The sequence below is a fragment of the Corynebacterium sp. MC3 genome (assembly GCF_900099485.1).
Classification (GTDB): Bacteria; Actinomycetota; Actinomycetes; order Mycobacteriales; family Mycobacteriaceae; genus Corynebacterium; species Corynebacterium pseudogenitalium.
Genome location: NZ_LT622815.1, coordinates 306919 through 330185, shown reverse-complemented (window position 1 = coordinate 330185; position 23267 = coordinate 306919). Strand labels below are relative to the sequence as shown.

18 protein-coding genes and 1 pseudogene are annotated in these 23267 nt (G+C 60.0%); 12 read left to right on the top strand and 7 right to left on the bottom strand.

The annotated features are described in order from the left end of the window. Nucleotides 1–3 precede the first annotated feature (3 nt). Genes BQ4436_RS08335 through rho form a run of 5 tightly spaced genes read right to left on the bottom strand, consistent with a single transcriptional unit; the run spans nucleotide 4 to nucleotide 5608 of the window. On the bottom strand, nucleotides 4–1146 hold the full coding sequence (locus tag BQ4436_RS08335; RefSeq protein ID WP_070976341.1) for an MraY family glycosyltransferase: 1143 nt from the start codon (nucleotides 1144–1146) through the stop codon (nucleotides 4–6). Continuing rightward, nucleotides 1147–1806 (bottom strand): L-threonylcarbamoyladenylate synthase, encoded by a 660-nt coding sequence (locus tag BQ4436_RS08330; RefSeq protein WP_070362619.1) that lies wholly within the window; start codon nucleotides 1804–1806, stop codon nucleotides 1147–1149. Nucleotides 1807–1843: 37 nt separating this feature from the next. Beyond that, nucleotides 1844–2710: a peptide chain release factor N(5)-glutamine methyltransferase gene (gene prmC, locus BQ4436_RS08325; RefSeq protein WP_176754839.1), complete on the bottom strand. Its 867-nt coding sequence runs from the start codon at nucleotides 2708–2710 to the stop codon at nucleotides 1844–1846. After that, nucleotides 2697–3770: a peptide chain release factor 1 gene (gene prfA / locus BQ4436_RS08320; protein ID WP_070362621.1), complete on the bottom strand. Its 1074-nt coding sequence runs from the start codon at nucleotides 3768–3770 to the stop codon at nucleotides 2697–2699. The genes prmC and prfA overlap by 14 nt, the downstream gene beginning before the upstream one ends. Beyond that, on the bottom strand, nucleotides 3770–5608 hold the full coding sequence (rho, locus tag BQ4436_RS08315; protein WP_070362622.1) for a transcription termination factor Rho: 1839 nt from the start codon (nucleotides 5606–5608) through the stop codon (nucleotides 3770–3772). Before rho ends, prfA begins: the two co-directional genes overlap by 1 nt. A gap of 304 nt (nucleotides 5609–5912) precedes the next feature. Between rho and BQ4436_RS08310 the strand changes: the two genes are divergently transcribed. The 5 genes from BQ4436_RS08310 to BQ4436_RS08290 all read left to right on the top strand — a co-directional run bounded on the left by BQ4436_RS08310 (nucleotide 5913) and on the right by BQ4436_RS08290 (nucleotide 11146). Further along, a complete protein-coding gene (locus tag BQ4436_RS08310; protein WP_070479523.1) occupies nucleotides 5913–7655 on the top strand; it encodes a long-chain fatty-acid--CoA ligase in 1743 nt (580 codons plus the stop codon). 62 nt (nucleotides 7656–7717) lie between these two features. Then, nucleotides 7718–8836, top strand: coding sequence for a GTP 3',8-cyclase MoaA (moaA, locus tag BQ4436_RS08305; RefSeq protein ID WP_083290982.1), 1119 nt, complete (start codon nucleotides 7718–7720; stop codon nucleotides 8834–8836). Nucleotides 8837–8842: 6 nt separating this feature from the next. Next, nucleotides 8843–10075: a molybdopterin molybdotransferase MoeA gene (locus BQ4436_RS08300; RefSeq protein WP_070976337.1), complete on the top strand. Its 1233-nt coding sequence runs from the start codon at nucleotides 8843–8845 to the stop codon at nucleotides 10073–10075. A 17-nt stretch (nucleotides 10076–10092) separates the two neighbouring features. Then, nucleotides 10093–10572 carry a cyclic pyranopterin monophosphate synthase MoaC gene (moaC, locus tag BQ4436_RS08295; RefSeq protein ID WP_070976335.1) on the top strand — a complete coding sequence of 160 codons (480 nt, stop codon included), beginning with the start codon at nucleotides 10093–10095 and terminating at the stop codon, nucleotides 10570–10572. A gap of 1 nt (nucleotide 10573) precedes the next feature. Beyond that, entirely contained in the window at nucleotides 10574–11146 is a 573-nt protein-coding gene (locus BQ4436_RS08290) for a molybdenum cofactor guanylyltransferase (protein WP_255366169.1), read from the top strand. 7 nt (nucleotides 11147–11153) lie between these two features. On the opposite strand, the gene BQ4436_RS08285 is transcribed toward BQ4436_RS08290, so the two are convergent. Next, nucleotides 11154–11642, bottom strand: coding sequence for a molybdopterin-binding protein (locus tag BQ4436_RS08285; protein ID WP_070976331.1), 489 nt, complete (start codon nucleotides 11640–11642; stop codon nucleotides 11154–11156). Nucleotides 11643–11858: 216 nt separating this feature from the next. Between BQ4436_RS08285 and BQ4436_RS08280 the strand changes: the two genes are divergently transcribed. From BQ4436_RS08280 to BQ4436_RS08250, 7 genes and pseudogenes are all read left to right on the top strand, one after another. Then, the gene (locus BQ4436_RS08280; protein WP_070976330.1) at nucleotides 11859–13148 is read left to right on the top strand and encodes an MFS transporter; all 1290 of its coding nucleotides are present in this window, start codon (nucleotides 11859–11861) and stop codon (nucleotides 13146–13148) included. Between the two features lie 56 nt (nucleotides 13149–13204). Then, nucleotides 13205–16939: a nitrate reductase subunit alpha gene (locus tag BQ4436_RS08275; protein WP_070976328.1), complete on the top strand. Its 3735-nt coding sequence runs from the start codon at nucleotides 13205–13207 to the stop codon at nucleotides 16937–16939. Next, nucleotides 16939–18519, top strand: a pseudogene (gene narH / locus BQ4436_RS08270) (nitrate reductase subunit beta); the annotation flags it as partial. The gene BQ4436_RS08275 and the pseudogene narH, both read left to right, overlap by 1 nt. A gap of 143 nt (nucleotides 18520–18662) precedes the next feature. Continuing rightward, nucleotides 18663–19358, top strand: a complete 696-nt coding sequence (gene narJ / locus BQ4436_RS08265; RefSeq protein ID WP_070976326.1) for a nitrate reductase molybdenum cofactor assembly chaperone — start codon at nucleotides 18663–18665, stop codon at nucleotides 19356–19358. A 15-nt stretch (nucleotides 19359–19373) separates the two neighbouring features. Then, on the top strand, nucleotides 19374–20132 hold the full coding sequence (gene narI / locus BQ4436_RS08260) for a respiratory nitrate reductase subunit gamma (RefSeq protein WP_070362631.1): 759 nt from the start codon (nucleotides 19374–19376) through the stop codon (nucleotides 20130–20132). 120 nt (nucleotides 20133–20252) lie between these two features. Then, a complete protein-coding gene (gene modA / locus BQ4436_RS08255; RefSeq protein ID WP_070976325.1) occupies nucleotides 20253–21038 on the top strand; it encodes a molybdate ABC transporter substrate-binding protein in 786 nt (261 codons plus the stop codon). 22 nt (nucleotides 21039–21060) lie between these two features. Next, nucleotides 21061–22998 (top strand): ATP-binding cassette domain-containing protein, encoded by a 1938-nt coding sequence (locus BQ4436_RS08250; RefSeq protein ID WP_070976323.1) that lies wholly within the window; start codon nucleotides 21061–21063, stop codon nucleotides 22996–22998. Here the strand turns inward: BQ4436_RS08250 and BQ4436_RS08245 are convergent. Then, nucleotides 22995–23249, bottom strand: a complete 255-nt coding sequence (locus BQ4436_RS08245; protein WP_070479545.1) for a MoaD/ThiS family protein — start codon at nucleotides 23247–23249, stop codon at nucleotides 22995–22997. The genes BQ4436_RS08250 and BQ4436_RS08245 overlap by 4 nt on opposite strands. Between the last annotated feature and the right edge of the window lie 18 nt (nucleotides 23250–23267).

Here is a 23267-nt window from a genome sequence, read left to right as displayed (position 1 = left end):
ATCCTACACAGATACCGGGCCGATCTTGCCTTTCAGCCATGGAATGAGCGTCGCAACAAAGGCCACCACCAACGAAAGGACGGTAAAAGCTACGGCAAATCGGGTGGGGACGATCGAAAAGCTCACCGCACCGAGGGCTACTGCGGAAATCCACATATAGAGGACCAAAACAGTGCGTCTGTGTGTATGCCCGAGGCGAAGCAGTCGGTGGTGAATATGTCCGGCGTCTGCCTCCCACGGTCGCTGGCCACGGATCACACGTCGGATGACCGCCCAAACCAGGTCAAGCAACGGCAAGGCAATTGCAGCAAGCACAACGATGATTGGGCTCACTAATGCCACCATGTCCGCAGCCCCATAGAGTGACATGTTGATCTTGCCCGACGCTGACGTCGACGCGGCTGCCAGCAGCAATCCAATAAGCATCGCGCCTGAGTCCCCCATGAAAATTCGGGCAGGCTCGAAATTATGCGGCAAGAACCCGGCACAAATTCCGACGAGAATCGAGCAAATGATCGCCGGCGGGTAGGCCGAAACAGCACCACCCTGGTCGTGGAGCACAGTGAGGGAGAAGAGAAGGATAGCTCCCCCGGCGATCATCCCCAGGCCAGCAGCGAGTCCGTCAATGCCATCAACAAAGTTCACAGCGTTGATAATCAACACAGTGAAGAACGCGGACAACAACATACCCTGCACTTGATCGAGGATTAGCGTGGTCCCCTCCCCAAACGGGACGTAAAAGACGGTAAAGACCAGTCCAAGAAAGCTCATGAGGCCAGCTACCAAGAGTTGTCCGCACAGCTTTACGACGGCCCCAAGCTCGTAGAGGTCGTCGATAATTCCAAGAATCACGATGCCGCTCGCACCAGCGAAGACTGCCGTCATTTCGGGCGTCACCGGTGCGAACCCACGTGTGAGCGCTGGGAGCTGCTGCGCAAGAAAAAGGGCGCATACGAGCCCTGTAAACATGGCAAGGCCACCGACAGAAGGCGTCGGCTGGGTATGCACATCGCGTTTGCGGATCTCTGCCACCCTGCCCGTCCGAACGAGCGCTGTGCGCACCACGCCTGTGAGCAGGTAGGTGATCGCTGCGGCAACAAGCAGAACCAAGCCCAATTCACGCAGCGGGACTCCGGCGCCGCCCATCTACTTCCTCCGCAACTGCTCTGGGTCAAGTTTTAGGACTTGAGCAATGCGTTCCGTGCTGATAGCTCCCTCTCGCAGGATGACTGGGCTAGGGCCAGAAATATCGATAATCGTTGACGGGGTGCCAACTTCGGCGGGCCCACCCTCGAGATACACGCCGACTGCCTCCCCGAACTGCTGGCGTGCAGCAGCCGCGTTGAGCGCTGGTGGATTGCCCGTCAGGTTCGCCGACGAGACCGCCATCGGGCCAGTTCGCTGCAGAAGTTCAAGCGCCAGGGGTTGATTCGGCATCCGCAACAACACGGTGCCACGAGTGTCGCCGAGATTCCAGGGAAGGCTCGGGGCTTCCGGAACGACGATCGAAAGCCCTCCCGGCCAAAATGCTTCAACAAGAGTTTTAGCGGTGTCCGTGAACTCCCGCACGAGCCCCTGGATAGTAGTCCAAGACCCTACCAACACTGGCACCGGCATATCGGGGCCCCGCCGCTTCGTTGCCAGCAGTGTCGCCACCGCCTGGTTATTAAATGCGTCGGCGCCGATGCCGTAGACGGTGTCAGTAGGAAGGACGATGCAACGCCCCTCTTTCACTGCGGCTTCTGCTGCCTGCAGTCCTTGTTCGCGTTCTTCTGGTTCGAGGCACTGGAAAACCCTACTCGCCATAATGCTCCTCGTCTCCTTTGTTCAGTACCGGACTAGCTTACTCGCTCCGCTTCCGGGCACAGACAAAGCGTTGCTTTCCGGTGAGGTCCGCTAACCGCTCCACTCGTTCGAACGTGCCGGATGCTGTAACGGCGTCGACAGTCAGGTCAGAAGTTGCGTCATCATGTTCAACTGCAAATACTCCGCCCGGTTTCAGTAGCGCCGCAGCCACCGGCACCAGGCCACGTATCGCATCCATACCGTCGTCCCCGGAAAAGACTGCCTCCGGTGGGTCTACGTAGACCTCTGGGTCCAGACTGTCGGTATTGGGAACGTACGGCGGGTTGCTTACCACCATGTCTACGGTGCCATGCAGCGTAGACAACAAGTTGTGATCAGTCATGTCCCCTTCGACGATCCGGACGTTCAAGCCGAGTTCATCGCGATTTCGTTGGGCATACTCGCGAGCAGCTTCGGACCGCTCCACCGCGATCACCTCGGCGCACGGTGCCGCATGCGCGATGTAGAGCGCGAGCGCACCCGAACCAGTGCCCAGATCCACGACAGTGGGCGCCTGCGAAGTGGCGGACTGCTGCAATGTCTTCACTGCCCAATCGGCTAGGACCTCGGTCTCCGGCCGCGGGATAAACACACCCGGTCCGACACGCAGCGTCAAAGGCCCAAACGGCGCGGCTCCAACGATGTGCTGGAGTGGTTCGCGCGATGCCCGGCGTTGAATCGCTGCTTCAAACGCTGTTTCAAACTCCTGGTCAACGTCGAGGAACAGTACGTTCATCGGGGTGTCGTCGAGAAGCCAGGCAGCGATCAACCTCGCGTCGACTGCTGGCGTGGCAACGCCCGCGGCCGCAAGCATCTGCGCGCCACGGGCGATGACCTGTTGAGCGGGTTGTTTACTCGGCTTCAAGTCGTTCCTGCCGCTCGTGTGTCTGCAACGCCGTAATCAGATCGTCCATGTTGCCATCGAGCACCGTGTCAAGGTTGTTCGCCTTGTAGTTGATGCGGTGATCCGAAATACGGTTTTCGGGCCAGTTATAGGTCCGAATGCGCTCGGAGCGGTCCATAGTCCGCACCTGGGAAGCGCGTCCCTCGGCGGCTTCGGCCTCGGCCTTCTCGCGCTCGAGCTGGTCAAGGCGAGCTTGCAACACCTGCATTGCGCGGGCGCGGTTCTGAATCTGCGAGCGCTCGTTCTGACAGGTCACCACGATATTCGTCGGCAGGTGGGTAATACGCACGGCGGAGTCAGTGGTGTTCACACCCTGGCCGCCCTTGCCGGAGGATCGGTAGACATCAACGCGAATGTCTTTCTCATCAATATTTACCGACGCCACTTCGTCCGGCTCCGGGAACACATATACACCCGCGGCCGACGTCTGAATGCGGCCCTGCGACTCGGTGACTGGCACGCGCTGCACACGGTGTACGCCACCCTCAAATTTCAGCTTGGACCATGCACCGTCACGTGACGGCGTCTTCGCCTTCACCGCGACGGTCATATCCTTTACGCCGCCAAGGTCCGACTCAGACAAGTCGAGTACTTCCCAGGTCAAGCCGTGCTTCTCGCAATACTTTTGGTACATGCGGGCGAGGTCACCAGCAAAGAGGGCCGCCTCTTCACCGCCAGCACCGGCCTTGAGCTCCATGATGATGTCATCACCATCGTGCTCGTCGCGAGGTGCGAGCAGGTCCGCGAGTTCCTCCTCAAGCGCGACGATCTCTTTCGCAAGGCGTTCAGCTTCTTCGGCGAACTCTTTGTCTTCGTACGCCATCTCAGCCGCAGCTTCGTGATCTTCCCTCGCCTGGTTCAGCGCGTCGTTGACCTTGATGATCGGCTGCAGTTCGGCGTAGCGCTTTGAAAGCTTCCGGAATTTATCCTGGTCGCCCGCAATATCTGGGTCGCCCATCTGGGCCTGAATGCCCTCGTATTCGGCGACGTAGTCGTCGACGAGCGAAACTTCGCCAGCCATTAGATGTACTCCTCTGCGTCTTGATCGGCCACCATTGGTGCCGAGTTGGCAACGCCCATCAGGAACTCGCCGTTGCTCTTCGTCTTCTTCAACTGCTTGATCAGCATGTCGATGGACTGCTGCGGGTCAAGTGCCGACAGGATTCGACGCAACTTGTGCATCACGCGCGCTTCATCCGGCCCCATAAGCAGGTCATCCTTGCGGGTACCAGACGGGTTGACGTCGACAGCTGGGAAGACCCGGCGTTCCGCGATCTTACGATCAAGCTTCAGCTCGGCGTTACCGGTGCCCTTGAACTCCTCAAAGATGACGGTGTCACCAGCGGAGCCCGTCTCCACCATCGCCGTAGCGATGATCGTAAGCGAGCCACCCTCCTCGATGTTGCGCGCAGCACCCAAGAAACGCTTCGGCGGGTACAGTGCGTTGGAATCAACACCACCGGACAGGATACGGCCCGATGCCGGCGAAGAGTTGTTGTACGCGCGACCCAGACGCGTGATCGAGTCGAGGAGGACAACAACGTCTTGCCCCATCTCAACGAGGCGCTTGGCGCGTTCAATCGCGAGCTCCGCGACAGCGGTGTGCTCTGACGGCGGGCGGTCGAAGGTGGAGGCGATAACCTCACCCTTCACACTGCGCTGCATGTCCGTGACTTCCTCAGGACGCTCGTCAACGAGAACGACCATCAGGTAGCACTCTGGGTTGTTCTTCGCGATTGCGTTCGCGATGTTCTGCAGAATTGTCGTCTTACCAGCCTTTGGAGGGGAGACGATCAGTGCACGCTGACCCTTACCAATCGGCATGACCAGGTCGATCACTCGCGTGGTCAGGATGTTTGGCTCTGTCTCCAGGCGCAGACGCTTATTCGGATACAGCGGGGTCAGCTTGTGGAATTGCTTGCGCTGCTTAGCGTCCTCTGGCGTCATGCCGTTCACGGAATCGACACGGACCAACTGGTTGTAGCGCTGGCGGTTGCGGCCAGAGCCATGCTGGTGACCCTGCCCGTTCGCGCGCACCTGACCGATGACCGCATCGCCGGAGCGCAACCCATTCGCCCGAACGAGGCGGTTGTTCACGTACACATCTGCGCTGCTCTGACGGTAACCAGTGGTGCGGATAAATGCAGCATTGTTGTCAATGACGTCGACGATGCCGGCTACTTCCTGCAGCTCTTCTGGTGGGATGTTCTGGTTATCCTGCTGGTCACGGTTGTTGTCACGGCCGCGGCGTCCACGACGGCCACGGCGTCCACGACGGCCTCCCCCGTCTTCGTCATGGTCGCGGTTGTTACGACCGCCGCGGTCATTGCGTTGGTTGCGGCCGCGGCCGCCGTTGCCGTCGTTGTTGTTTTCAGACTTCTCGTCGGCCGAGCCGTTATCGTGCTTTTCGGGCTTATCGTTCTTCTCGTCGTTCGAGTGCTTCTGTTCTGCGTCGGCATCGTGGGACTCATGATTGTGTCGCGCACGGTTTCGGCGAGCACGGCGTGCCGCAGATCGGGACTCATAGCGCCCCTCGTGCTGCCCGGACTGCTGCTCTTTGCCCTTTTCCTCTTTGCCCGTCTTGTCGCCTTGTTCCTCACTATTTTCAGCGGGATCTGCGGCCTTGCGGGTGGCGCGGCGACGGTTGTCGCTGTGAGTTTCCTCTTCTACTGCCTTCGCAGGTTCTACTGCCTTCGCAGGAGCCTTTCCAGGCACGGTGCCAGTAGTAATTGCTTGGATAAGCTCGCCCTTCCGCAGACCGGAGACACCTTTGAGGCCTTTTTCTGCAGCAAGTTTGCGCAGTTCAGGAATCTTCAGCGCTTGAAGGTCAGTTCCTGCTGCGTTTCCCGTATCTGTCACGGATGTCCTTTCGTCACTTCGCCAGCAAAGAGAGTGAACACTGATTCGAAGCTTTCGTGTGCATTGTGTCGTTTCGTTCACTGTGCGCTGCAACTTCGTTAGCAGTAACTGAATTGCCTGCGCGCTCCCCCATGGTCAGTGAAAACCATGTAATAAAACTACGCCACTGCACGTAGATTGCAAAAAGGGGAAGCGGATCGATGAGGTTGGCTGCGCAGCAAAGTTCGTGCGATGCGCATGATCCGCCTCGTATTGTATCGCATGATTGAATTGCGCGTGCTTCATTCGCGCTAAAGTGGTGCCCATGCTTTCAACGATGCAGGAAGTGCCGTTTTCCGTCGGTCGCATTTTGGAGTATGGGCGCACCGCTCACGCCTCGACGAAGTGTACGACGTGGGGGCCCACGGGCGCCGAAGAGTGCACGTTTGCGGACATTGGCGCGCGGGCCAGCGCTTTTGCCAACGCTGCGGAAAACTTGCTGGGCATTGACGGGGACCAGCGCGTGGCTACGTTCATGTTTAACTGCTCCGAGCATATTGAGGTGATGTTTGGTACCGCCGCGAAAGGCGCCGTCTTCACCCCACTGAATATTCAGTTGATGCCGGATCAGATTGCCTATGTGGTGAACCATTCAGAGGCGAAGGTCATTGTGGCTGATCCGCGGCTAGCTGAAAAGCTTGGCCGAGTGATGGAGATGTGCCCGCTGGTTGAGCACATTGTCTTTATTGGCGCTCTGCTCAGCGACGACGTCCTTGGGTTGTCGTTCGGAGCTGCCAAGGTGCATAGCTACGAGCAGCTTCTCGACGGCCAAGCAACACGGTACTCGTGGCCGGAACTGCCAGAAAACACTGCAGCCGCACTGGTGTATTCGACAGCAACGACTGGCGCGCCAAAAGGCGTGGCGTATTCGCACCGCTCTCTTTGGCTCGAGGCGATGACGCTTCGCTCAACGGATTCACTAGCGATTACGCACGGCGAGTCTTTCCTGTGCTGCATCCCCATCTATCACGTGTTGAGCTGGGGCGTACCGTTCGCAGCGTACGTCACCGGCGCACCGATGGTACTACCAGGTGCCGACGTTTCCGCACCGACGCTTGCAACGATTATTGCCTCGACGCACCCACGCGTAGCGCACGGCGTACCGACGCTGTGGATCCAGCTAATGGTGCACTATCTGCATACGCCGCCTGAGCGCATGAGTTTGCAGGAGATCTTCGTCGGAGGCTCTCCTGCCCCGCCTGCACTGATCAAGGTGTGGGAGGAACGCTACGGTGTCGACGTCGTCCACGTGTGGGGCATGACGGAAACGTCTACTGTCGGCACGGTGGCACGCCCGCCATCAGGCGCTTCAGGCGAAGCTCGCCAGGCGTATCGTGTGTCCCAGGGACGGTTTGTGCCATGGCTGGAATACCGCGTGGTCAACGATGGAGAGGTGATGGCATCAACTGACCTTTCACAAGGCGAGATGCAGGTGCGAGGAAATTTGGTTGCCAACGGCTACTACCACTCGCCAACCCAAGAAAAGGGCGAGTTGGCCTCGACGTTCCGGGGCAAAGAGATTAATGACGCCCGCCACCACTTCACTGAAGACGGCTGGCTGCGCACTGGTGATGTCGGAACAGTCACCGCCGATGGCTACATGACGTTGTACGACCGTGCACGCGACGTTATCCGATCTGGTGGCGAATGGATCTATTCCGCGCAGGTGGAAAACCTCATCATGGAAGCCGAAGATGTCATCGAGTGCGCTGTGATTGGCTTCCCCGACCGCCAGTGGGGCGAGCGCCCACTGGCTATTACCGTGCTTTTGGACGATATCCCGCGCACCGCGGAAACAGCGGAGCGGCTGCGAAAGAACCTCGCCGATGTGTTACCAACATGGATGGCACCTGAGTATTGGACGTTCGTCGATGTGATCGACAAGACTTCGGTGGGCAAGTTTGACAAGAAGGACCTAAGGAAACACCTCGCCAAGGGCGACTATGAGATTATCGCGCTGCCTGGCCCGGGTAACCGCGGAAGGAAGGCACAAACACCCGAGCAATAAATACGGGTTTTTCACTGCTAATTCTTGACCTGGCGTATTTCGTACTTATTATTGACAGCACTATGCCCATTCACCTTCCTCTTGCATCGCCGTTAGCGTCCCGCGCAGCTTCCGACGGTCCACTCGCACCAAACGCCAGCTTGGACCCAGGTGAGCAGCCCGCCCCGCGCACGCTCGACGATCGTTTTGGGCGTACGGCACGAGACCTCCGGGTCAGCCTTACCGACCGCTGCAACCTGCGCTGCACGTACTGCATGCCTGCAGAGGGCCTTGAATGGATGCCAACTGAAGAGGCACTCACCGACGAGGAGACTATCCGGCTGATCCGCCTGGCTGTGGAGCACCTCGGCATCCGCCAGGTGCGTTTCACAGGGGGCGAGCCACTCCTGCGGCGCTCGTTGGAACGCATCATCAGTGAGACGAAGACCATGCGCACCGACGAGGGCGTCGCACCCTCAACTGCGGTCACCACGAATGCCCTGGGCCTTGCGCGCCGGGCGCAGGGGCTTGCCGACGCCGGCCTCGACAGAGTGAATGTGTCGCTCGATACCACGGATCGGGAGCTCTACGCACAGCTCACCCGCAGAGACCGCATTGACGACGTGTTTGCGGGCATCGACGCCGCAGTGGAAGCAGGCCTTCAGCCGGTGAAGGTCAACGCGGTAGTGATGCCGGACATCAACGAAGACGGTGTCACAGACCTCGTGCGCTTTGCGCTAGAACGCGGGCTGCAGCTGCGCTTTATCGAACAAATGCCGCTGGGCCCACGCGAGCAGTGGAAGCGCACCGACATGGTGACGGCGCATGACTTGGTTGAGCGCCTCCGCCACGATTTCACGCTTACACCTGCCGTCGAGCCACGGGGTTCTGCACCCGCTGCCCTATGGGATGTCACAGACGGTACTCGCAGCGGCAAGCTTGGGATTATCGCGTCTGTGACACACCCTTTCTGTGGCGCCTGCGACCGAACCCGCCTCACGACTGACGGCTCCATCCGGTCCTGCCTGTTCTCGAAAGCGGCCGACGAGGTCTCGCTTCGCGACGTCATGCGTGGGGGTGCCTCCGACGCGGAGCTCGCGGACCTCTGGTCGAAAGCCATGTGGCTGAAGAAGCCCGGACACGGCATTGATGACGAGGGCTTCCTGCAGCCGGAGCGCCTCATGAGCGAAATCGGTGGTTAAGAACTAATGAACACTCTCCCTTCGGTCAACGAACATTTGGCCCGTGTCCTGGCTGCGGCGCGGCCCCGTATTAAGCGCGACGTCCCATTAGGTGACTGCGTAGGCCAGGTACTCGCAGCCGACGTCGTGGCACGGTTCCCAGTGCCACCTTTTTCAAACTCGGCGGTCGACGGCTTCATAGCCCACGAGTCGGATCTATTCGGTGACGGGCCGTGGGTACTGCCTGTAGCTGGTGAGATCCCGGCCGGACATGACGCAATCGATTGTCCAGCTGGCCACGCAGTCCGAATCATGACTGGCGCACCGATGCCGCAACAGGACGGTCTTCATGTCGTCCCCGTCGAGCAGACGAATATCCCTCGAGGCCCTTATCCTCTCCCTGACGAGGTCCAGATTACTTCTGTTGACCTTGGCCGTTCCCACATCCGACATGCTGGTGAGAATGTCGGCGTCGGTGAAGTCGTTGCGCGAGAGGGAACACGGATTGATGCTGGCACACTCGCCGCACTTGTCGCCACTGGTGTCCGCGCTGTGGACGTTTTCGAACGCCCGACCGTCGCAGTCGTCTCTACTGGCGACGAGCTCGTTGCCTGGCCCGGCGACATTCGCGGCGCGCAAATTCCCGATTCAAACCTGCCAATGGTGGCGACGCTTCTGCGCGAAAGCGGCTACGCCAAGGTATTCACGATGCACGCTGATGACGATACGCGATCGACCGAGGTTTTACTCCAGCAGGCCGCGCAGCAGGCAGACATCGTGGTCACCACCGGCGGAGTCAGCGCTGGAGCGTACGACGTGGTCCGCACTGTCACAGCCTCCTCACCAGATATGTGGTTCGGCCATGTCGCCCAGCGCCCGGGAAGTCCGCAGGGCGTTGGACGTTGGTCTGAAGCTGCATTTATTTGCCTGCCCGGAAATCCAGTTGCGGCGTTCGTCTCGTGCGCGCTGTACGCGATCCCGTTACTGCGTGCGAGTGCAGGAAACCACACGCGTTGCAGCATGGACGAGCGAACAATGGTGGAAGCGGACGTCGATACGCACTTCCCCGCCCCGCGTGCTGATCGTCATGTATTCGTACCTGTGCGCCTGCACACCGAACACGGTGCTGTCCGCGCTGAAGCCTTTGCCGGCGGACATGGCGGCTCCGGATTCGTTGCTTCCCTACCTGCAGTGGACGGAATCGCGGTCCTTGCCCCTGGAACCGACGCCCCCACTCGCATCCCAGTGATGCTGTTTTAAAGAAAGAAAGACTCAACATGAAATTTACCCATCTCAATGCTGCTGGCCAGGCCTACATGGTTGACGTTACGGAGAAGCAGCCAACCGTTCGGAATGCAACCGCGCAAGGTGAAGTCGCTTGCTCGCCTGAGGTGATGAAGGCACTGCGTGAAGGCACCGTGCCGAAAGGCGACGTGTTAGCCGTTGCACGCGTCGCAGGCATTTCGGCTGCGAAGCGCGTGCCGGACTTGCTGCCACTCGCCCACACGATTGGCGTACACGGTTGCGCGGTAGACGTGGAGTTGCGCGAAGACCACGTTTTCATCGAGGCCACCGTTCGCACGGCGGACCGCACCGGTGTCGAGATGGAGGCGCTGACCGCTGTCAGCGTTGCGGCACTTGCCATCGTGGACATGGTCAAGGGTGTCGACCGCTCGGCATTTGTGCGCCGGATGGGAATCGTGGCCAAGTCTGGTGGTCGATCTGGCGACTGGTCGCGCGAGCTTCCCGAGGCATAGCGTGCGAGACGAGTGGGAGGATGTCGGCATCATTGTTCTCGCTGGGGGACGCTCGACACGAATGGGCGCCGATAAAGCCCAGGTGAAAGTGAATGGCACCCGCCTCGTTGATGCGGTGTGCGCCCGCATTCCTGATGATGTGCCGCGCATCGTCGTCAGTCCGAAACCGCTGGGAATGCCTACGGTGAGTGAGGATCCGCCGTTCGGGGGTCCCGTCGCAGGGATTGCTGCAGGGCTCTCGCGTATCGACGCCCCCTTCGTCGCTATCGTCTCCGTCGACGCACCACGATCCCCTGAACTGATCCCGGTACTCTCTCGAGCCGCTCGCGACGGTGCGGACGTTGCGGTCGTTGAAGCTGCGGATGGGTATCTGCAACCGTTATGTGCGGTGTGGAACCGGGCCTCCTTAGTAGCTGCACTCGACGCTGCGGGCTCACGCGACATTCCCGCGAAGCGCCTCTTCGACGCGGTTGAGCACGTAGTACGAGTCCAGGGCACTGGCGCTGAGCGCGACTACGATACGCGGTTGGAACTCGACGAGCTTGGGGACGTCGAGTTTCCCGCTACCGAGTAGCGTCTGGTTAGCGAACCCACTCTGTCAGACTAGGCCACAGCGCAAGGATGACACCGAGGGTGTCTCGCACGCCACCGTGCGAACTCGGGGCGTTGACGATGAGGCTTGCACCAGGCTCCCGGGAAGTGAGACCAATGAGGCCTCGGCAAAGTCCGGCGCGCGGTGAATGCTCCAGCCCGTCGATCAGTACTTGGGTTTCGATGCCGTGGAGCCGTGTGGAGATGAACTCTTCGCTTACTTCAGGGGTGAGGTTTCGGGGCCCCAGTCCGGTACCACCACAGGTGAGGATGAGCGAGTTCCCGCCCTTCACCGCCTGTGCCATTGCGCCCCGGAGCGCTTCGTCACCCTCTGGAATGACTACGGGAGGTGCGACCTGAAATCCAGCTTCGGTGAGCAGCTGGATAGCGGCGGGGGAAGCTTTATCCTTTCGCTCGCCGCCGAAAACTCGGTCCGAAACGACGATTATTACCGCTGTAGGGTCCGTTGTTTTTTCCATGAAGTGTTCCTTCCCTGGGCAAACACCGGCATATGTACAAATCCTTGAATTAGGACACATGCGTGTTGCGTAATTATGCACGACTTTTCTCGTGGATAAGTTGATAGTAGCAGTTCACTGCAACTATTCTTAAAAGTAGTTGCGGGTTTTTCTGACATTTTTATTCACCCGGAGCACATAGACCTTTATCGCATTTTTTGAAGAGGATTTCACCCCATGTCCAAGCTCGACACCTCCCAACGGGTACTCACCGGTTGGGACACTGAAGATCCAGAAAAGTGGGACGCCGGAATCGCATGGCGCACACTTTGGATCACCACAATTTCGATGTTCTTCGGGTTCGTCACCTGGTACATCGTTGCGGCGGTCGCGCCGCGCCTCAATGAGATCGGGTTCGACCTCACTGCTGCACAGCTTTACTGGCTTACTGCAGTCCCAGGACTGGCGGCTGGTATCTTCCGCCTGATTTGGATGTTCTTGCCACCAGTTCTTGGTACCCGAAAGCTCATTACGCTTTCGACAGCACTCTTCCTCATCCCACTGGTCGGCTGGTATTTTGCGGTCCAGAGTCCTGAGACTTCATTCGCGACGCTCATGATCCTGTCCTTTATGACAGGTATCGGCAGCGGTATCTTCTCAGGCTTTATGCCGTCGACGGGGTACTTCTTCCCGAAGGCAAAGTCCGGTACGGCGCTCGGCCTCCAGGCAGGCCTGGGCAACCTCGGCATGTCGTTCGTGCTGTTGCTGGCACCTTGGCTCATCGGCACCACGATGATCGGCACGATCGAGGCTTCGGATGGTTCAGGTACCGCGATCAACGTGCATAACGTTCCGGCCTTCTTCGTCCCTTGGGTCATCATCATGGTCATCGTGTCCTGGCTGATGCTGAAGGACGTTCCGGTGAAGGCAAACTTCCGCCAGCAGATCGATATTTTCGGAAACAAGAACACTTGGATCCTCACCATCATTTACGTGATGACGTTCGGCGCCATCGCCGGATTCGGCGCTCAGCTCGCACTGTTGATGAAGAACTCCTTCGGCGACAACGCGACGAAGCTGCTCGGTTGGGCATTCATGTACGCCCTGCTCGGGGCCCTGGTTCGCGCTCTGTGGGGCCCACTGTGCGACAAGTACGGCGGTGCAATCTGGACGTTCGTTGCTGGTGTTGGCATGACGGTCACCACTGCAATTGCCGCAATTTTCCTTGCCCGTGGTGGTGACGCCGCGGCACCGTTCTTCTACACCATGCTGGCCATGTCTGTCTTCGCTGGCATCGGCAACGCTGGCACTTTCAAGCAGATGCCAATGATTCTGCCGAAGCGCCAGGCAGGCGGTGTTATCGGGTTTACCGGCGCGATCGGAGCATTCGGGCCGTTCATCGTTGGTGTGCTGCTCACGCTGATGAGTGCGCCCACGTTCTTCTGGGGCTGCGTAGTTTTCTTCACCTTCGCTACGGCACTCGCATGGATCTACTACGCCCGCCCGAACGCACCGTTCCCTGGCTAACAGCCATTTCATTCACGACCCCGTTTTCTCACTTTCATTCAAGGAGATTGTGAACCATGACTGATGCGACACAGTCCAACCCGCTGTTTAAACTTGGTGGGTTCGTTCGCAAAGGCGACGTCACGCCTTCCGGCCAGCAAATTTTCCTCGAAGGTGGCCGCCAAGCCGACGTGTTCTACCGCAACCGTTGGTCCTTCGACAAGATGGTGCGCTCCACACACGGTGTGAACTGCACCGGTTCCTGTTCCTGGAAGGTCTACGTCAAAGATGGCGTCATCACCTGGGAATCCCAGGCCGTTGACTACCCCACCACTGGCCCTGACTTCCCAGAGTACGAACCTCGAGGGTGCCCACGTGGCGCATCCTTTTCCTGGTACACCTACTCGCCTACGCGCATCCGCTACCCGTACGTGCGCGGCGCATTGCTGGAGATGTACCGCCACGAAAAGAAGCAGCACGACGGCGACCCGGTACTCGCCTGGCGTGCGATCCAGGAAGACCCAGTCAAGCGTCGCGCCTACGTCGGTGCCCGCGGCAAGGGTGGCCTGGTGCGCGTTGCTTACGAAGAAGCCGTCGAGATCGCCGCTGCAGCACACGTCTACACCATCAAGCAGTGGGGCCCGGACCGCATTGCAGGTTTCACAGTGATTCCTGCGATGAGCCAGGTCTCGTACTCTGCTGGTACCCGTTTCTTGGGGCTGATTGGCGGCGCGATGCTGTCCTTCTACGACTGGTATGCAGACCTTCCCCCTGCCTCCCCGCAGACATTCGGCGATCAGACTGACGTGCCAGAGTCCGGTGACTGGTTCAACTCTTCTTACCTGATGATGTGGGGCTCGAACATCCCGGTGACCCGCACCCCGGACTCCCACTTCATGACCGAAGTGCGCTACAAGGGCACCAAGATCGTCGTGGTCTCCCCGGACTACAACGATGCCGCGAAGTTCGCCGACGAGTGGATGCGTATGTCGCCCGGTACCGACGGCGCACTCGCCTTCGCAATGGGCCACGTCATTTTGAGCAAGTTCCACGTTGCTCAGCAACCGCAGTACTTCATGGACTACATGCTCAAGTACACGGATGCACCGTTCCTGGTGGAGCTCGATCAGCTCGAGGACGGCACGTTCGCTCCCGGAAAGTTCCTTACTGCAGACAAGCTTGAGGACGCCACCCTGGCCAATAGCGATAACGCCCAGTACCGCCTGCTCAACATTGAAGCCGACGGCACCGTTGTCGACCCTGGCGGTACCATCGCAGACCACTACAAGACCGATCCCGGTAAGTGGAATCTCCGCCATGACAACGCCAACCCTGTGATGTCGATGGCGGACACCGACTCCTACGGCACCGCCGAAGTGTGCTTCCCACGCTTCGATATGGACGCTTCTCGCGAGGCTTTGGACTCGGACGGCCCGATCGGCGCTGGTGTCTACCGCCGCGGTGTCCCAGTCCGCGAGGTCGGAGGCCGCACCGTTACCACCGTGTACGACATCATGCTGGCACACTACGGCGTGAACCGTCCGTCGCTGCAGCTGCCAGGCTCCTGGCCGGCCGACTTTAACGACGCCTCCGAGGTCGGCACGCCCGCATGGGCAGAAGAGCTGTCCAATGTTCCTGTTGCGCAGATCGAACGAATCGCCACCGAGTTTGCACAAAACGCGTTGGACTCGAAGGGCCGTTCCCAAATCATCATGGGCGCGGGCGTGAACCACTACGTCCACGCGGACTCTATCTACCGCACTTTCCTTGCGCTGACTTCCATGTGTGGCACCCAGGGTGTCAACGGCGGCGGTTGGGCGCACTACGTGGGCCAGGAGAAGCTGCGTCCTCAGTCGGGTTGGAGCCAGTACGCGTTCGCGAATGACTGGAACCGTCCACCACGGCACATGATCACCACCGGTTTCTACTACCTGACTACGTCCCAGTGGCGTTACGACAACTCGAAGGCCTCAAGGATGGCCTCGCCGCTGGCACGTAAGGGCGCGTCGGAAGATAAGTACCTGTCGGAGACACTGGTCGAGGCCATGAAACGTGGTTGGATGCCGTCGTACCCGCAGTTCAACCGCAACCCACTGCTGCTTGCTGAGCAGGCGAAGGAAGCGGGCATGGACGTGAAGGACTACGTCGTCGACCAGTTGGAGTCGGGCCAGATGGAGTTCGCTGCGGAGGATCCGGATGCTCCGGAGAACTGGCCTCGCATCCTGCTGAACTGGCGCACGAACCTGATGGGATCGTCGGCGAAGGGCACCGAGTACTTCCTGCGCCACATGTTGGGCGTTGATTCGGATGTCTCCGCGGAGGAGCTGGCCGAGGGTGAGCGCCCGAAGTCGATTCGCTGGCGCGAAGAGGCACCGATGGGCAAGCTCGATCTGATGATGACTACGGACTTCCGTAACACCTCAACCACCCTGGTGTCAGACATCGTCTTCCCTGCGGCTACCTGGTACGAGAAGAACGACTTGTCCACGACGGACATGCACCCGTTCATCCACACCTTTAACGCTGCGATCAACCCGCCGTGGGAAGCTCGAAGCGACTGGGAGATCTTCCGCGATATGTCCGACGCTGTTTCCCGCATGGCCGGCAAGTGGCTGGGAGTGCAGACGGACGTCGTCACTGCGCCTATCTCTCACGACGCTCCGGATGAGATCAACCCGAACATGGCAAACGGCGTGGTGCCCGATGTCAAGGAAGTCGGCATGGTTCCGGGCCAAACGATGGCAAAGTTGGTTCCAGTTGAGCGTGATTACACCAAGATCTTCGAGAAGTGGATGTCTTTCGGCCCACTGACCGAGAAGGCTGGCACGAATGTACACGGCACGCCGTTTAACGTCGAAAAGCAGGTTGGTGAGCTCTTCGGCATGAACGGCGTCGCTGAAACTGCCTCTGCGGGTGACCGGCCTGCACTGAACTCCGCCGTGAAGGCAGCACAGGCGATCCTTCACCTTTCGGGTGTGTCCAACGGTGAGGTTGCGCGCAACGGCTTCGAGAATCTGGGCAAGATGCTCGGCTCGGACACAAGCGAGTTCTGGGAAGGCACCGAGGACGCCCAGATCGTCTGGGACAAGGTCAAGGAACGCCCGCAAGAAGTCATTACCTCTCCTGAGTGGTCCGGCGACAAGCGTGATGGACGCCGCTACACCGCGTTCTCCCTGAACCTGGCGATGGATAAGCCTTGGAACACGCTCTCCGGTCGTATGCACTACTTCATCGACCACGACTGGTTCATCGACTACGGCGAGCAGCTTCCTGTGTTCAAGCCACCGCTTGACCGCATGCGTCTCAACGGCGAGACTCGCCCAGGCGAGGTCCTCAAGGGTGAGGACGGCAACCCGGAGATCACGGTGCGCTACCTCACCCCACACAACAAGTGGTCGATCCACTCCCAGTACTTCGACAACCTCCACGTCCTCTCCATCTCCCGCGGTGGGCAGGTTGTGTGGATGTCTGACACGGATGCACAGAAGATCGGTGTCAAGGACAATGAGTGGGTTGAGCTCTACAACCGCAACGGCGTTGTCTCGGCGCGTGCTGTGGTCACCCACCGTATTCCGGAGGGGACGGTCATCATGAACCACGCGCAGGAACGCACAGTGGGCACACCGCTGAACGAGCGCTCCGGCCGACGTGGCGGCACGCACAACTCGCTGACCCGCATCACCATTAAGCCACTGCATGTGGCTGGTGGCTACGGTCACTTGACTTACGGATTCAACTACATTGGCCCAACCGGCAACAACCGCGACGAGGTTACCCGCATCCGTCGTCGCTCCCAGGAGGTGCAGTACTAATGCGAGTAATGGCGCAAATTGCCATGGTCATGAACCTGGATAAGTGCATCGGATGCCATACGTGTTCGGTGACCTGTAAGCAGGCATGGACCAACCGTGAAGGCACGGAGTACATCTGGTTCAACAACGTTGAAACCCGTCCCGGCGTGGGCTACCCGCGCTCGTGGGAGGACCAGGACAAGTGGAAGGGCGGCTGGAAGCTTGACGGCAGCGGCAAGCTCAAGCCACGCCAGGGTGGGCGTATCAAGCGTCTGGCCACTATTTTCCACAACCCGAACATGCCGACGATCGAGGACTACTACGAGCCGTGGACCTATGAGTACGAGAAGCTCATTAGCGCCCCGGCTGGGCAGAAGACGCAGCCGACTGCGCGTCCGAAGTCGCAGATCACCGGCAAGCCAATCGACACAATCTCCTGGTCTTCGAACTGGGATGACAACCTTGGTGGCTCGACTGCGACCATGGACGAGGACCGCGTCCTGGAGAAGATGAACCTGGAGGTCAAGAAGGAAATTGAAGAGTCCTTCATGTTCTACCTTCCGCGCATCTGCGAGCACTGCCTGAACCCAACGTGTGTGTCTTCCTGCCCGTCGGGCGCGATGTACAAGCGCACGGAGGACGGCATCGTCCTGGTCGACCAGGACAGCTGCCGTGGCTGGCGCATGTGCGTCTCGGGCTGCCCTTACAAGAAGGTGTACTTCAACCACAAGACAGGCAAGGCCGAAAAGTGTACGTTGTGCTACCCGCGTATTGAGGTTGGCCAGCCGACGGTGTGCTCGGAAACCTGCGTGGGCCGCCTGCGCTACCTTGGTGTGCTGCTCTACGACGCGGACCGTGTTGCCGAAGCGGCGTCGACACCCGATGAGAAGGATCTGTTTGAGGCGCAGAAGTCGCTCTTCCTCGACCCTCGCGACCCTGAGGTCGTCCGGGCTGCGACCGAAGAGGGCATCCCTCACTCTTGGATCGAGGCTGCGCAGAACTCCCCGATCTACGATCTGATCTTCACGTACGGTGTGGCGCTGCCGCTACACCCAGAGTTCCGCACACTGCCGATGGTGTGGTACATCCCGTCGCTGTCGCCGATCGTCGATCAGGTGACCAAGACTGGCGCTGACGGCGAAGACCACAAGGTACTGCTCAGCGCGATCTCCAACATGCGTATCCCACTCGAGTACCAGGCTGGCCTGTTCACTGCAGGTGACACCGTCCCAGTCGAGCTTTCGCTGCGTAGGCTCGCCGCGATGCGTTCCTACATGCGCGACATCAACCTAGGCCAGCCGACGAACGAGGCGATTGCGAGCGCAGTCGGTATGACTGGCAAAGACCTGGAAGCGATGTATCGCCTGCTGGCGATCGCCAAGTACGACGACCGCTATGTCATCCCGACCACCTCGCCGGAGACCCCGCGTGGTGTTTCCTCGCTGGATCCGTTTGGTGGCGTCGACCCTGCCAGTGGCGACCTGATGGCCAACCTGGGCATGGGTGCGCCGAGCGCCTGCCACGAAGAGGCCGACAACGCGCAGCCTGGCAAGGTGTCCCTCATGTCGTGGACCGGCGACCGTCCTGACGCGATGTTCCCCACCGCGTTGAAGACTCGCGAGCCGAAGACTGCAAGCGAGAACTACCGCCCTGCTGCTCCGGAAGCATCGACTCCAACGCCGAACCCGGTTGAGGAAGGACCGAGTGCTGACGGCAACGTCGCGCGACGCGAGGGTGAGCAGTAATGAGCACCCGAACCCAAATCGGGGTTGTACCCGAGGAACTAGTGGCACCAGTGGCGTGCGATACGCTGCAGCGTCAGATCGCAGCGATGGCGCTCAGCCTCACGTTGCGGTACCCAGAGGAGGAGTTCTTCTCCACGCTGGAGACCGTCGAGGAGCAGCTCGGGCTGCTTCCAGGCCCTATTGCTGCAGAAATCGCGGAGTTCATCGGCAGGGCACGTAGCCTCGGACTTCTGCCACTCCAGGAGCACTACGTCGAGACCTTCGACCAGCGGCGTCGCTGCGCGCTGCACCTCTCCTACTACTCGGTTGGTGATACCCGCCAGCGCGGTGCCGCGATCTTGGCGTTTCGCCAACAGTTGGCAGGTCTAGGGATGGAAGAGATCTCGGAGGAGCTGCCGGACCACCTTTGCGTCGTCCTGGAAGCGCTTGCGTTCGCTGACTCCGACTCCCAACAGCACGCGTTAGAGATGATTGCCGCGCACCGAGACGGCCTCGAGGTGCTGCGTCACGCTCTGGTCGGACTGGGTAGCCCGTACGCTCACTTGCTCACGGCTGTGTGCATGTTGCTGCCCAGCATCGACGAGGAAACTATCGCTCGCTACATCAACCTGATTCGCCAGGGCCCTCCTGCGGAGATGGTCGGTATTGAAACTACTCCCCTGCCGTTTCCAACGGCATCTCCCAACCACAGTTAAAGGACTGAACTCACTATGACTGGTATTGAAGAATTCCTGTGGGTGGCCTTTCCCTGGTTGGCCATCGCTGCGTTTGTCATCGGCATTATCTGGCGCTGGCGTTATGACCAGATGGGCTGGACTACCCACTCGTCACAGATTTACGAATCGAAGTTGCTGCGGCTTTCCTCGCCACTGTTCCACTGGGGCATGGTCTTCGTGGTCATTGGCCACCTCATGGGCCTAGCGATTCCGAAGACTTGGACCCGAGGCATGGGTATCAGCGACCATGCCTACCACCTCATCGCAACGATTCCTGGCACGATTGCGGGTATCGCCGTGGTGTTGGGGTTGCTCGGCTTGCTCTACCGTCGTGTGGTCAACCGTTCGGTGTTCTTATCGACGGCCACCTCCGACAAGTTCATGTATGTGTTCTTGACAATCGCGATCTGCTCCGGCTTTATCGCGACTGTCTCGACGCAGGTCTTCGGTGTGCCCGGCGGATACGATTACCGCGAAACGATTTCGCCGTGGCTGCGCCAGCTGCTGATTTTCAACCCGATGCCGGACCTGATGGTGCAGGCTCCGTGGCAGTTTAAGGTCCACGTGCTTGCTGGCTTCACATTGATTGCATGTTGGCCATTCACCCGCCTCGTCCACGCATTTTCTGCACCGGTGGGTTACTCCACTAGGCCGTACGTGGTCTACCGCTCGCGCGGTGAAGAGGTCCAGGGCCGCCGCTCTGAGGCCCAGTGGGAGCCGATCCGCTCGAACGGACGTCAATTGAAGCGCTAGTGCTTCAACCCGCTCGCCAGTGCTGCCCCCGGAGCTCTTCTTCCGGGGGCATTCTTCGTGTCTACCCCTTTTTTAAGATAATTTATATTCATATTCAAACCACTACTCGAAGGAGTTCTCATGCGCTCTACTCGCCTTGCCACATTGTTCGTGGCTGCCCTGGCCGCGACCGGTCTGACCGCCTGCGCCGGTGGCACCGATTCCGAAAGCGCCGCCTCAAAAGCACCGACCGCTGAGGCACCCAGCGACCTCATCGTGATGGGCGCGGCTTCCACGCGCGTACTCAACGAGGACCTTTCGGAAATGTCGGAGAACAACCTCGAGTTCGTCAACGCCGGCTCCTCTGACCTGGTGCAGCAACTGAAGGAGGGCGCACCTGGTGACGTGTTGATCACAGCTGACCAGAAGAATATGGACAAAGCTGTCGAGGCGGGCGTCGCAAAGGATCCGAAAGTCGTGGCGACGAACTCGATGGTGCTCGTGGTGCCGAAAGGCAACCCAGCGGGCATCAAGAGCGTCGAGGATGTCCAAAAAGAGGATGTGAACCTGGTTGTGTGTGATGCGCAGGTCCCATGTGGCTCGGTGACCAACGAGCTTGTCGCGGCGAACAATCTCACCATCAACCCTGTATCTCTGGAACACAGCGTCTCCGACACCCTGGGCAAGGTTGTCTCCGGCGAGGCCGACGCTGGCTTCGTGTACCGCACCGACGCTGCTGCAGCTGGTGATGGCGTTGAGGTTCTCAATATCCCTCACGCTAATGAGAAGCCGAACTCCCTCGTCGCCGCTGTAACCACCAACACCACCGACGAGGCTGCCGCGCAGAATCTCTTCGAACTGCTTGCAAGCCCAGAAATGGCCGTGGTGTGGGAGAAGTACGGCTTCACCCCTGCTGCGCAACAGTAACCACCGGGTAGAGTCCGTATTCATGCAGCAATCAACGCTTCGCCAGGCCACACGCCAGACACCAATGTTGGTGTGGGGCCTGGCGCTTCTTGCACTCGCCGCCATTGTGCTGCCGATCCTGGCGCTTGGTGCACGTGTGCCATGGGACCAGCTCGGTGAGATCCTTGCCTCCGCATCGACACAGCAGTTGCTCCGCGTCACGCTGCGCTCCGCTGTCCTGGCGTGCGTCATCACACTCCTGCTGGGCACACCGCTTGCGCTATGGATGCAACACTTGCGACGAGGTGCAGGCCTTGCGCGAGTACTCGTGCTACTTCCGCTAGCGATGCCGCCGGTCGTCGGTGGTTTAGCGCTCAGCGCGTTTCTCGGACGCCGAGGCTTGGCTGCGCCGCTGTTGGACGCGCTGCATATTCAGTTCGCGTTCGCGTTTCCGGGTGTCGTCGCTGCACATGTGTTCGTTGCGCTGCCGTTCGTTGTCATCACACTTGACGCGGCGCTGCGGCAACTCGATCCGGAGATTACATACTCGGCCGCAGGCGTGGGGCTGAGCCCCTCGACGATTACTCGCAAGATAATCCTGCCTGCAATCGCGCCCTCACTCGTCTCTGCGGCCGGGCTGGCGTTTGCGCGCTCGCTCGGCGAGTTCGGCACCACGTTGACCTTCGCCGGCTCTATGCCTGGCACAACGCGCACCATGCCGTTGGGTATCTATATTGCCCGCGAAGTGGATCAAGACGTCGCGTATGGGCTATCAGCCATCCTCATCGCACTGGCGGTGCTCACACTTGCCGCATCGACGCTGCCGACGGTATTTCTGTCGCGTACGCGCTCCCGTGAAGTCGCTCGCGCCACCCACGAGGTGGACACGGAACGGCTGCGCCTACTGACAAGCCCCGAGGACGGGGGCGTACCCGTCGTCATCGGTGAAACAACGTTCCCTGCGAACGCCACGACGGCGCTCATAGGCTTGAACGGCTCGGGGAAGACCACTCTGGTAGACAGAATTGCAGGGCGCCTCGGCGGTTTGCGCACCTTGATCGGCGACCGCGTGGTTGATGCGGGCACGTCGTCGAGCAAGCTTGTCCCGGCGCACAAACGCGGAGTTGTGTTGCTTACCCAGAACCCCGGTCTGCCACCTACGTCGACCCCACTGAAGGCTGTCGCGATGGTCACTGGCAGCAAACAGCGCGCACTTGAGCTGCTGACCTCAGCGGGCCTGTGCGACCTTGCCGACGTCCCCGTCCGTGCTCTCTCTGGCGGTCAAGCATCGCAGGTGTCGCTAGTACGAGCGCTTGCCCCGCGCCCCCGCGTGCTAATTCTTGACGAACCACTCGCTGCGATCGACGTGAACTCTGCGCATCACTGGCGCCAGGTACTGCGGGCTACGGCGCACGACCGCACCACGATCGTGATTACGCACAACCCATTGGACGTGGCCAACCTTGCGGAATACGTCGCGGTAATGGACCGAGGCAACATCATCAGCCTGCGGCCGACGGCCGAGGAGCTCAAAGTTCCGGCGACACAGTTTTCTGCACGGCTCGCTGGTGTGAACTGGTTGCCCGCTAGCGTGAACTGGATTCCAGCGCACATGGTGGGTGCCGCGCACCAAGGTTCCGTTGCGCGCGTGGCAACCACAGTCGGTGAGCTCACCGGTGTCGCCTCAGAGCAGTGCGAGCAGCATGAGCATGCCGTCGCAGTCTTCGCGCCGCAGGACGTCTCGCTGCACGTCCCAGCCGGAGCAGCGCCGGGAGATTACAACTCGCTGGAGGCCACCGTGGCCACAGTCGATGTCAGTACCTCAGGTGGCCTCACTGTGGAGCTCGACGTCCACGGTGCGGTTGTGGCGCTCCCGGTCCAGCGTCAGGAGGCACTCGATGCGGGCATTGAGCCCGGCGCATCTGTAACGTGCTACGTCAAAACGGATGACATCGCCATCTACCCAAAGCCGACGGATTAGCCCCCGGCGAACGGTGGCAACACATCAACGCGCTCAGCGGACTCGAGCGAGTCAGTCTGCTGGGCACGTTTTCCGTCGATCAGGAAGGTGCAGCGCGCCAGGATGTCTGCGAGCGTTTGGCCTGCGTCGGTGGTGCCGTTGTGGCGCGAAGCGGCGTCGGTAAGCAGTTCCTGCAGTGTGGCAAAGTTCCCAACTTCTTCCTGTGCGACGCCTGTGGCCGCGCGTGCGGCGGCAAAGTAGTGAATTTGCATGTCGTCCATGGTAGCGAA

What these genes read in the sequence shown, in the direction of transcription:
- BQ4436_RS08330 (WP_070362619.1), bottom strand. Translation starts at nt 1,806, where the DNA reads ATGGCGAGTAGGGTTTTCCAGTGCCTCGAACCAGAAGAACGCGAACAA.
- narI (WP_070362631.1), top strand. Translation starts at nt 19,374, where the DNA reads ATGACTGGTATTGAAGAATTCCTGTGGGTGGCCTTTCCCTGGTTGGCC.
- BQ4436_RS08285 (WP_070976331.1), bottom strand. Translation starts at nt 11,642, where the DNA reads ATGGAAAAAACAACGGACCCTACAGCGGTAATAATCGTCGTTTCGGAC.
- modA (WP_070976325.1), top strand. Translation starts at nt 20,253, where the DNA reads ATGCGCTCTACTCGCCTTGCCACATTGTTCGTGGCTGCCCTGGCCGCG.
- BQ4436_RS08280 (WP_070976330.1), top strand. Translation starts at nt 11,859, where the DNA reads ATGTCCAAGCTCGACACCTCCCAACGGGTACTCACCGGTTGGGACACT.
- prfA (WP_070362621.1), bottom strand. Translation starts at nt 3,770, where the DNA reads ATGGCTGGCGAAGTTTCGCTCGTCGACGACTACGTCGCCGAATACGAG.
- BQ4436_RS08310 (WP_070479523.1), top strand. Translation starts at nt 5,913, where the DNA reads ATGCTTTCAACGATGCAGGAAGTGCCGTTTTCCGTCGGTCGCATTTTG.
- BQ4436_RS08335 (WP_070976341.1), bottom strand. Translation starts at nt 1,146, where the DNA reads ATGGGCGGCGCCGGAGTCCCGCTGCGTGAATTGGGCTTGGTTCTGCTT.
- narJ (WP_070976326.1), top strand. Translation starts at nt 18,663, where the DNA reads ATGAGCACCCGAACCCAAATCGGGGTTGTACCCGAGGAACTAGTGGCA.
- moaC (WP_070976335.1), top strand. Translation starts at nt 10,093, where the DNA reads ATGAAATTTACCCATCTCAATGCTGCTGGCCAGGCCTACATGGTTGAC.
- BQ4436_RS08300 (WP_070976337.1), top strand. Translation starts at nt 8,843, where the DNA reads ATGAACACTCTCCCTTCGGTCAACGAACATTTGGCCCGTGTCCTGGCT.
- BQ4436_RS08250 (WP_070976323.1), top strand. Translation starts at nt 21,061, where the DNA reads ATGCAGCAATCAACGCTTCGCCAGGCCACACGCCAGACACCAATGTTG.
- BQ4436_RS08275 (WP_070976328.1), top strand. Translation starts at nt 13,205, where the DNA reads ATGACTGATGCGACACAGTCCAACCCGCTGTTTAAACTTGGTGGGTTC.
- BQ4436_RS08245 (WP_070479545.1), bottom strand. Translation starts at nt 23,249, where the DNA reads ATGCAAATTCACTACTTTGCCGCCGCACGCGCGGCCACAGGCGTCGCA.
- moaA (WP_083290982.1), top strand. Translation starts at nt 7,718, where the DNA reads ATGCCCATTCACCTTCCTCTTGCATCGCCGTTAGCGTCCCGCGCAGCT.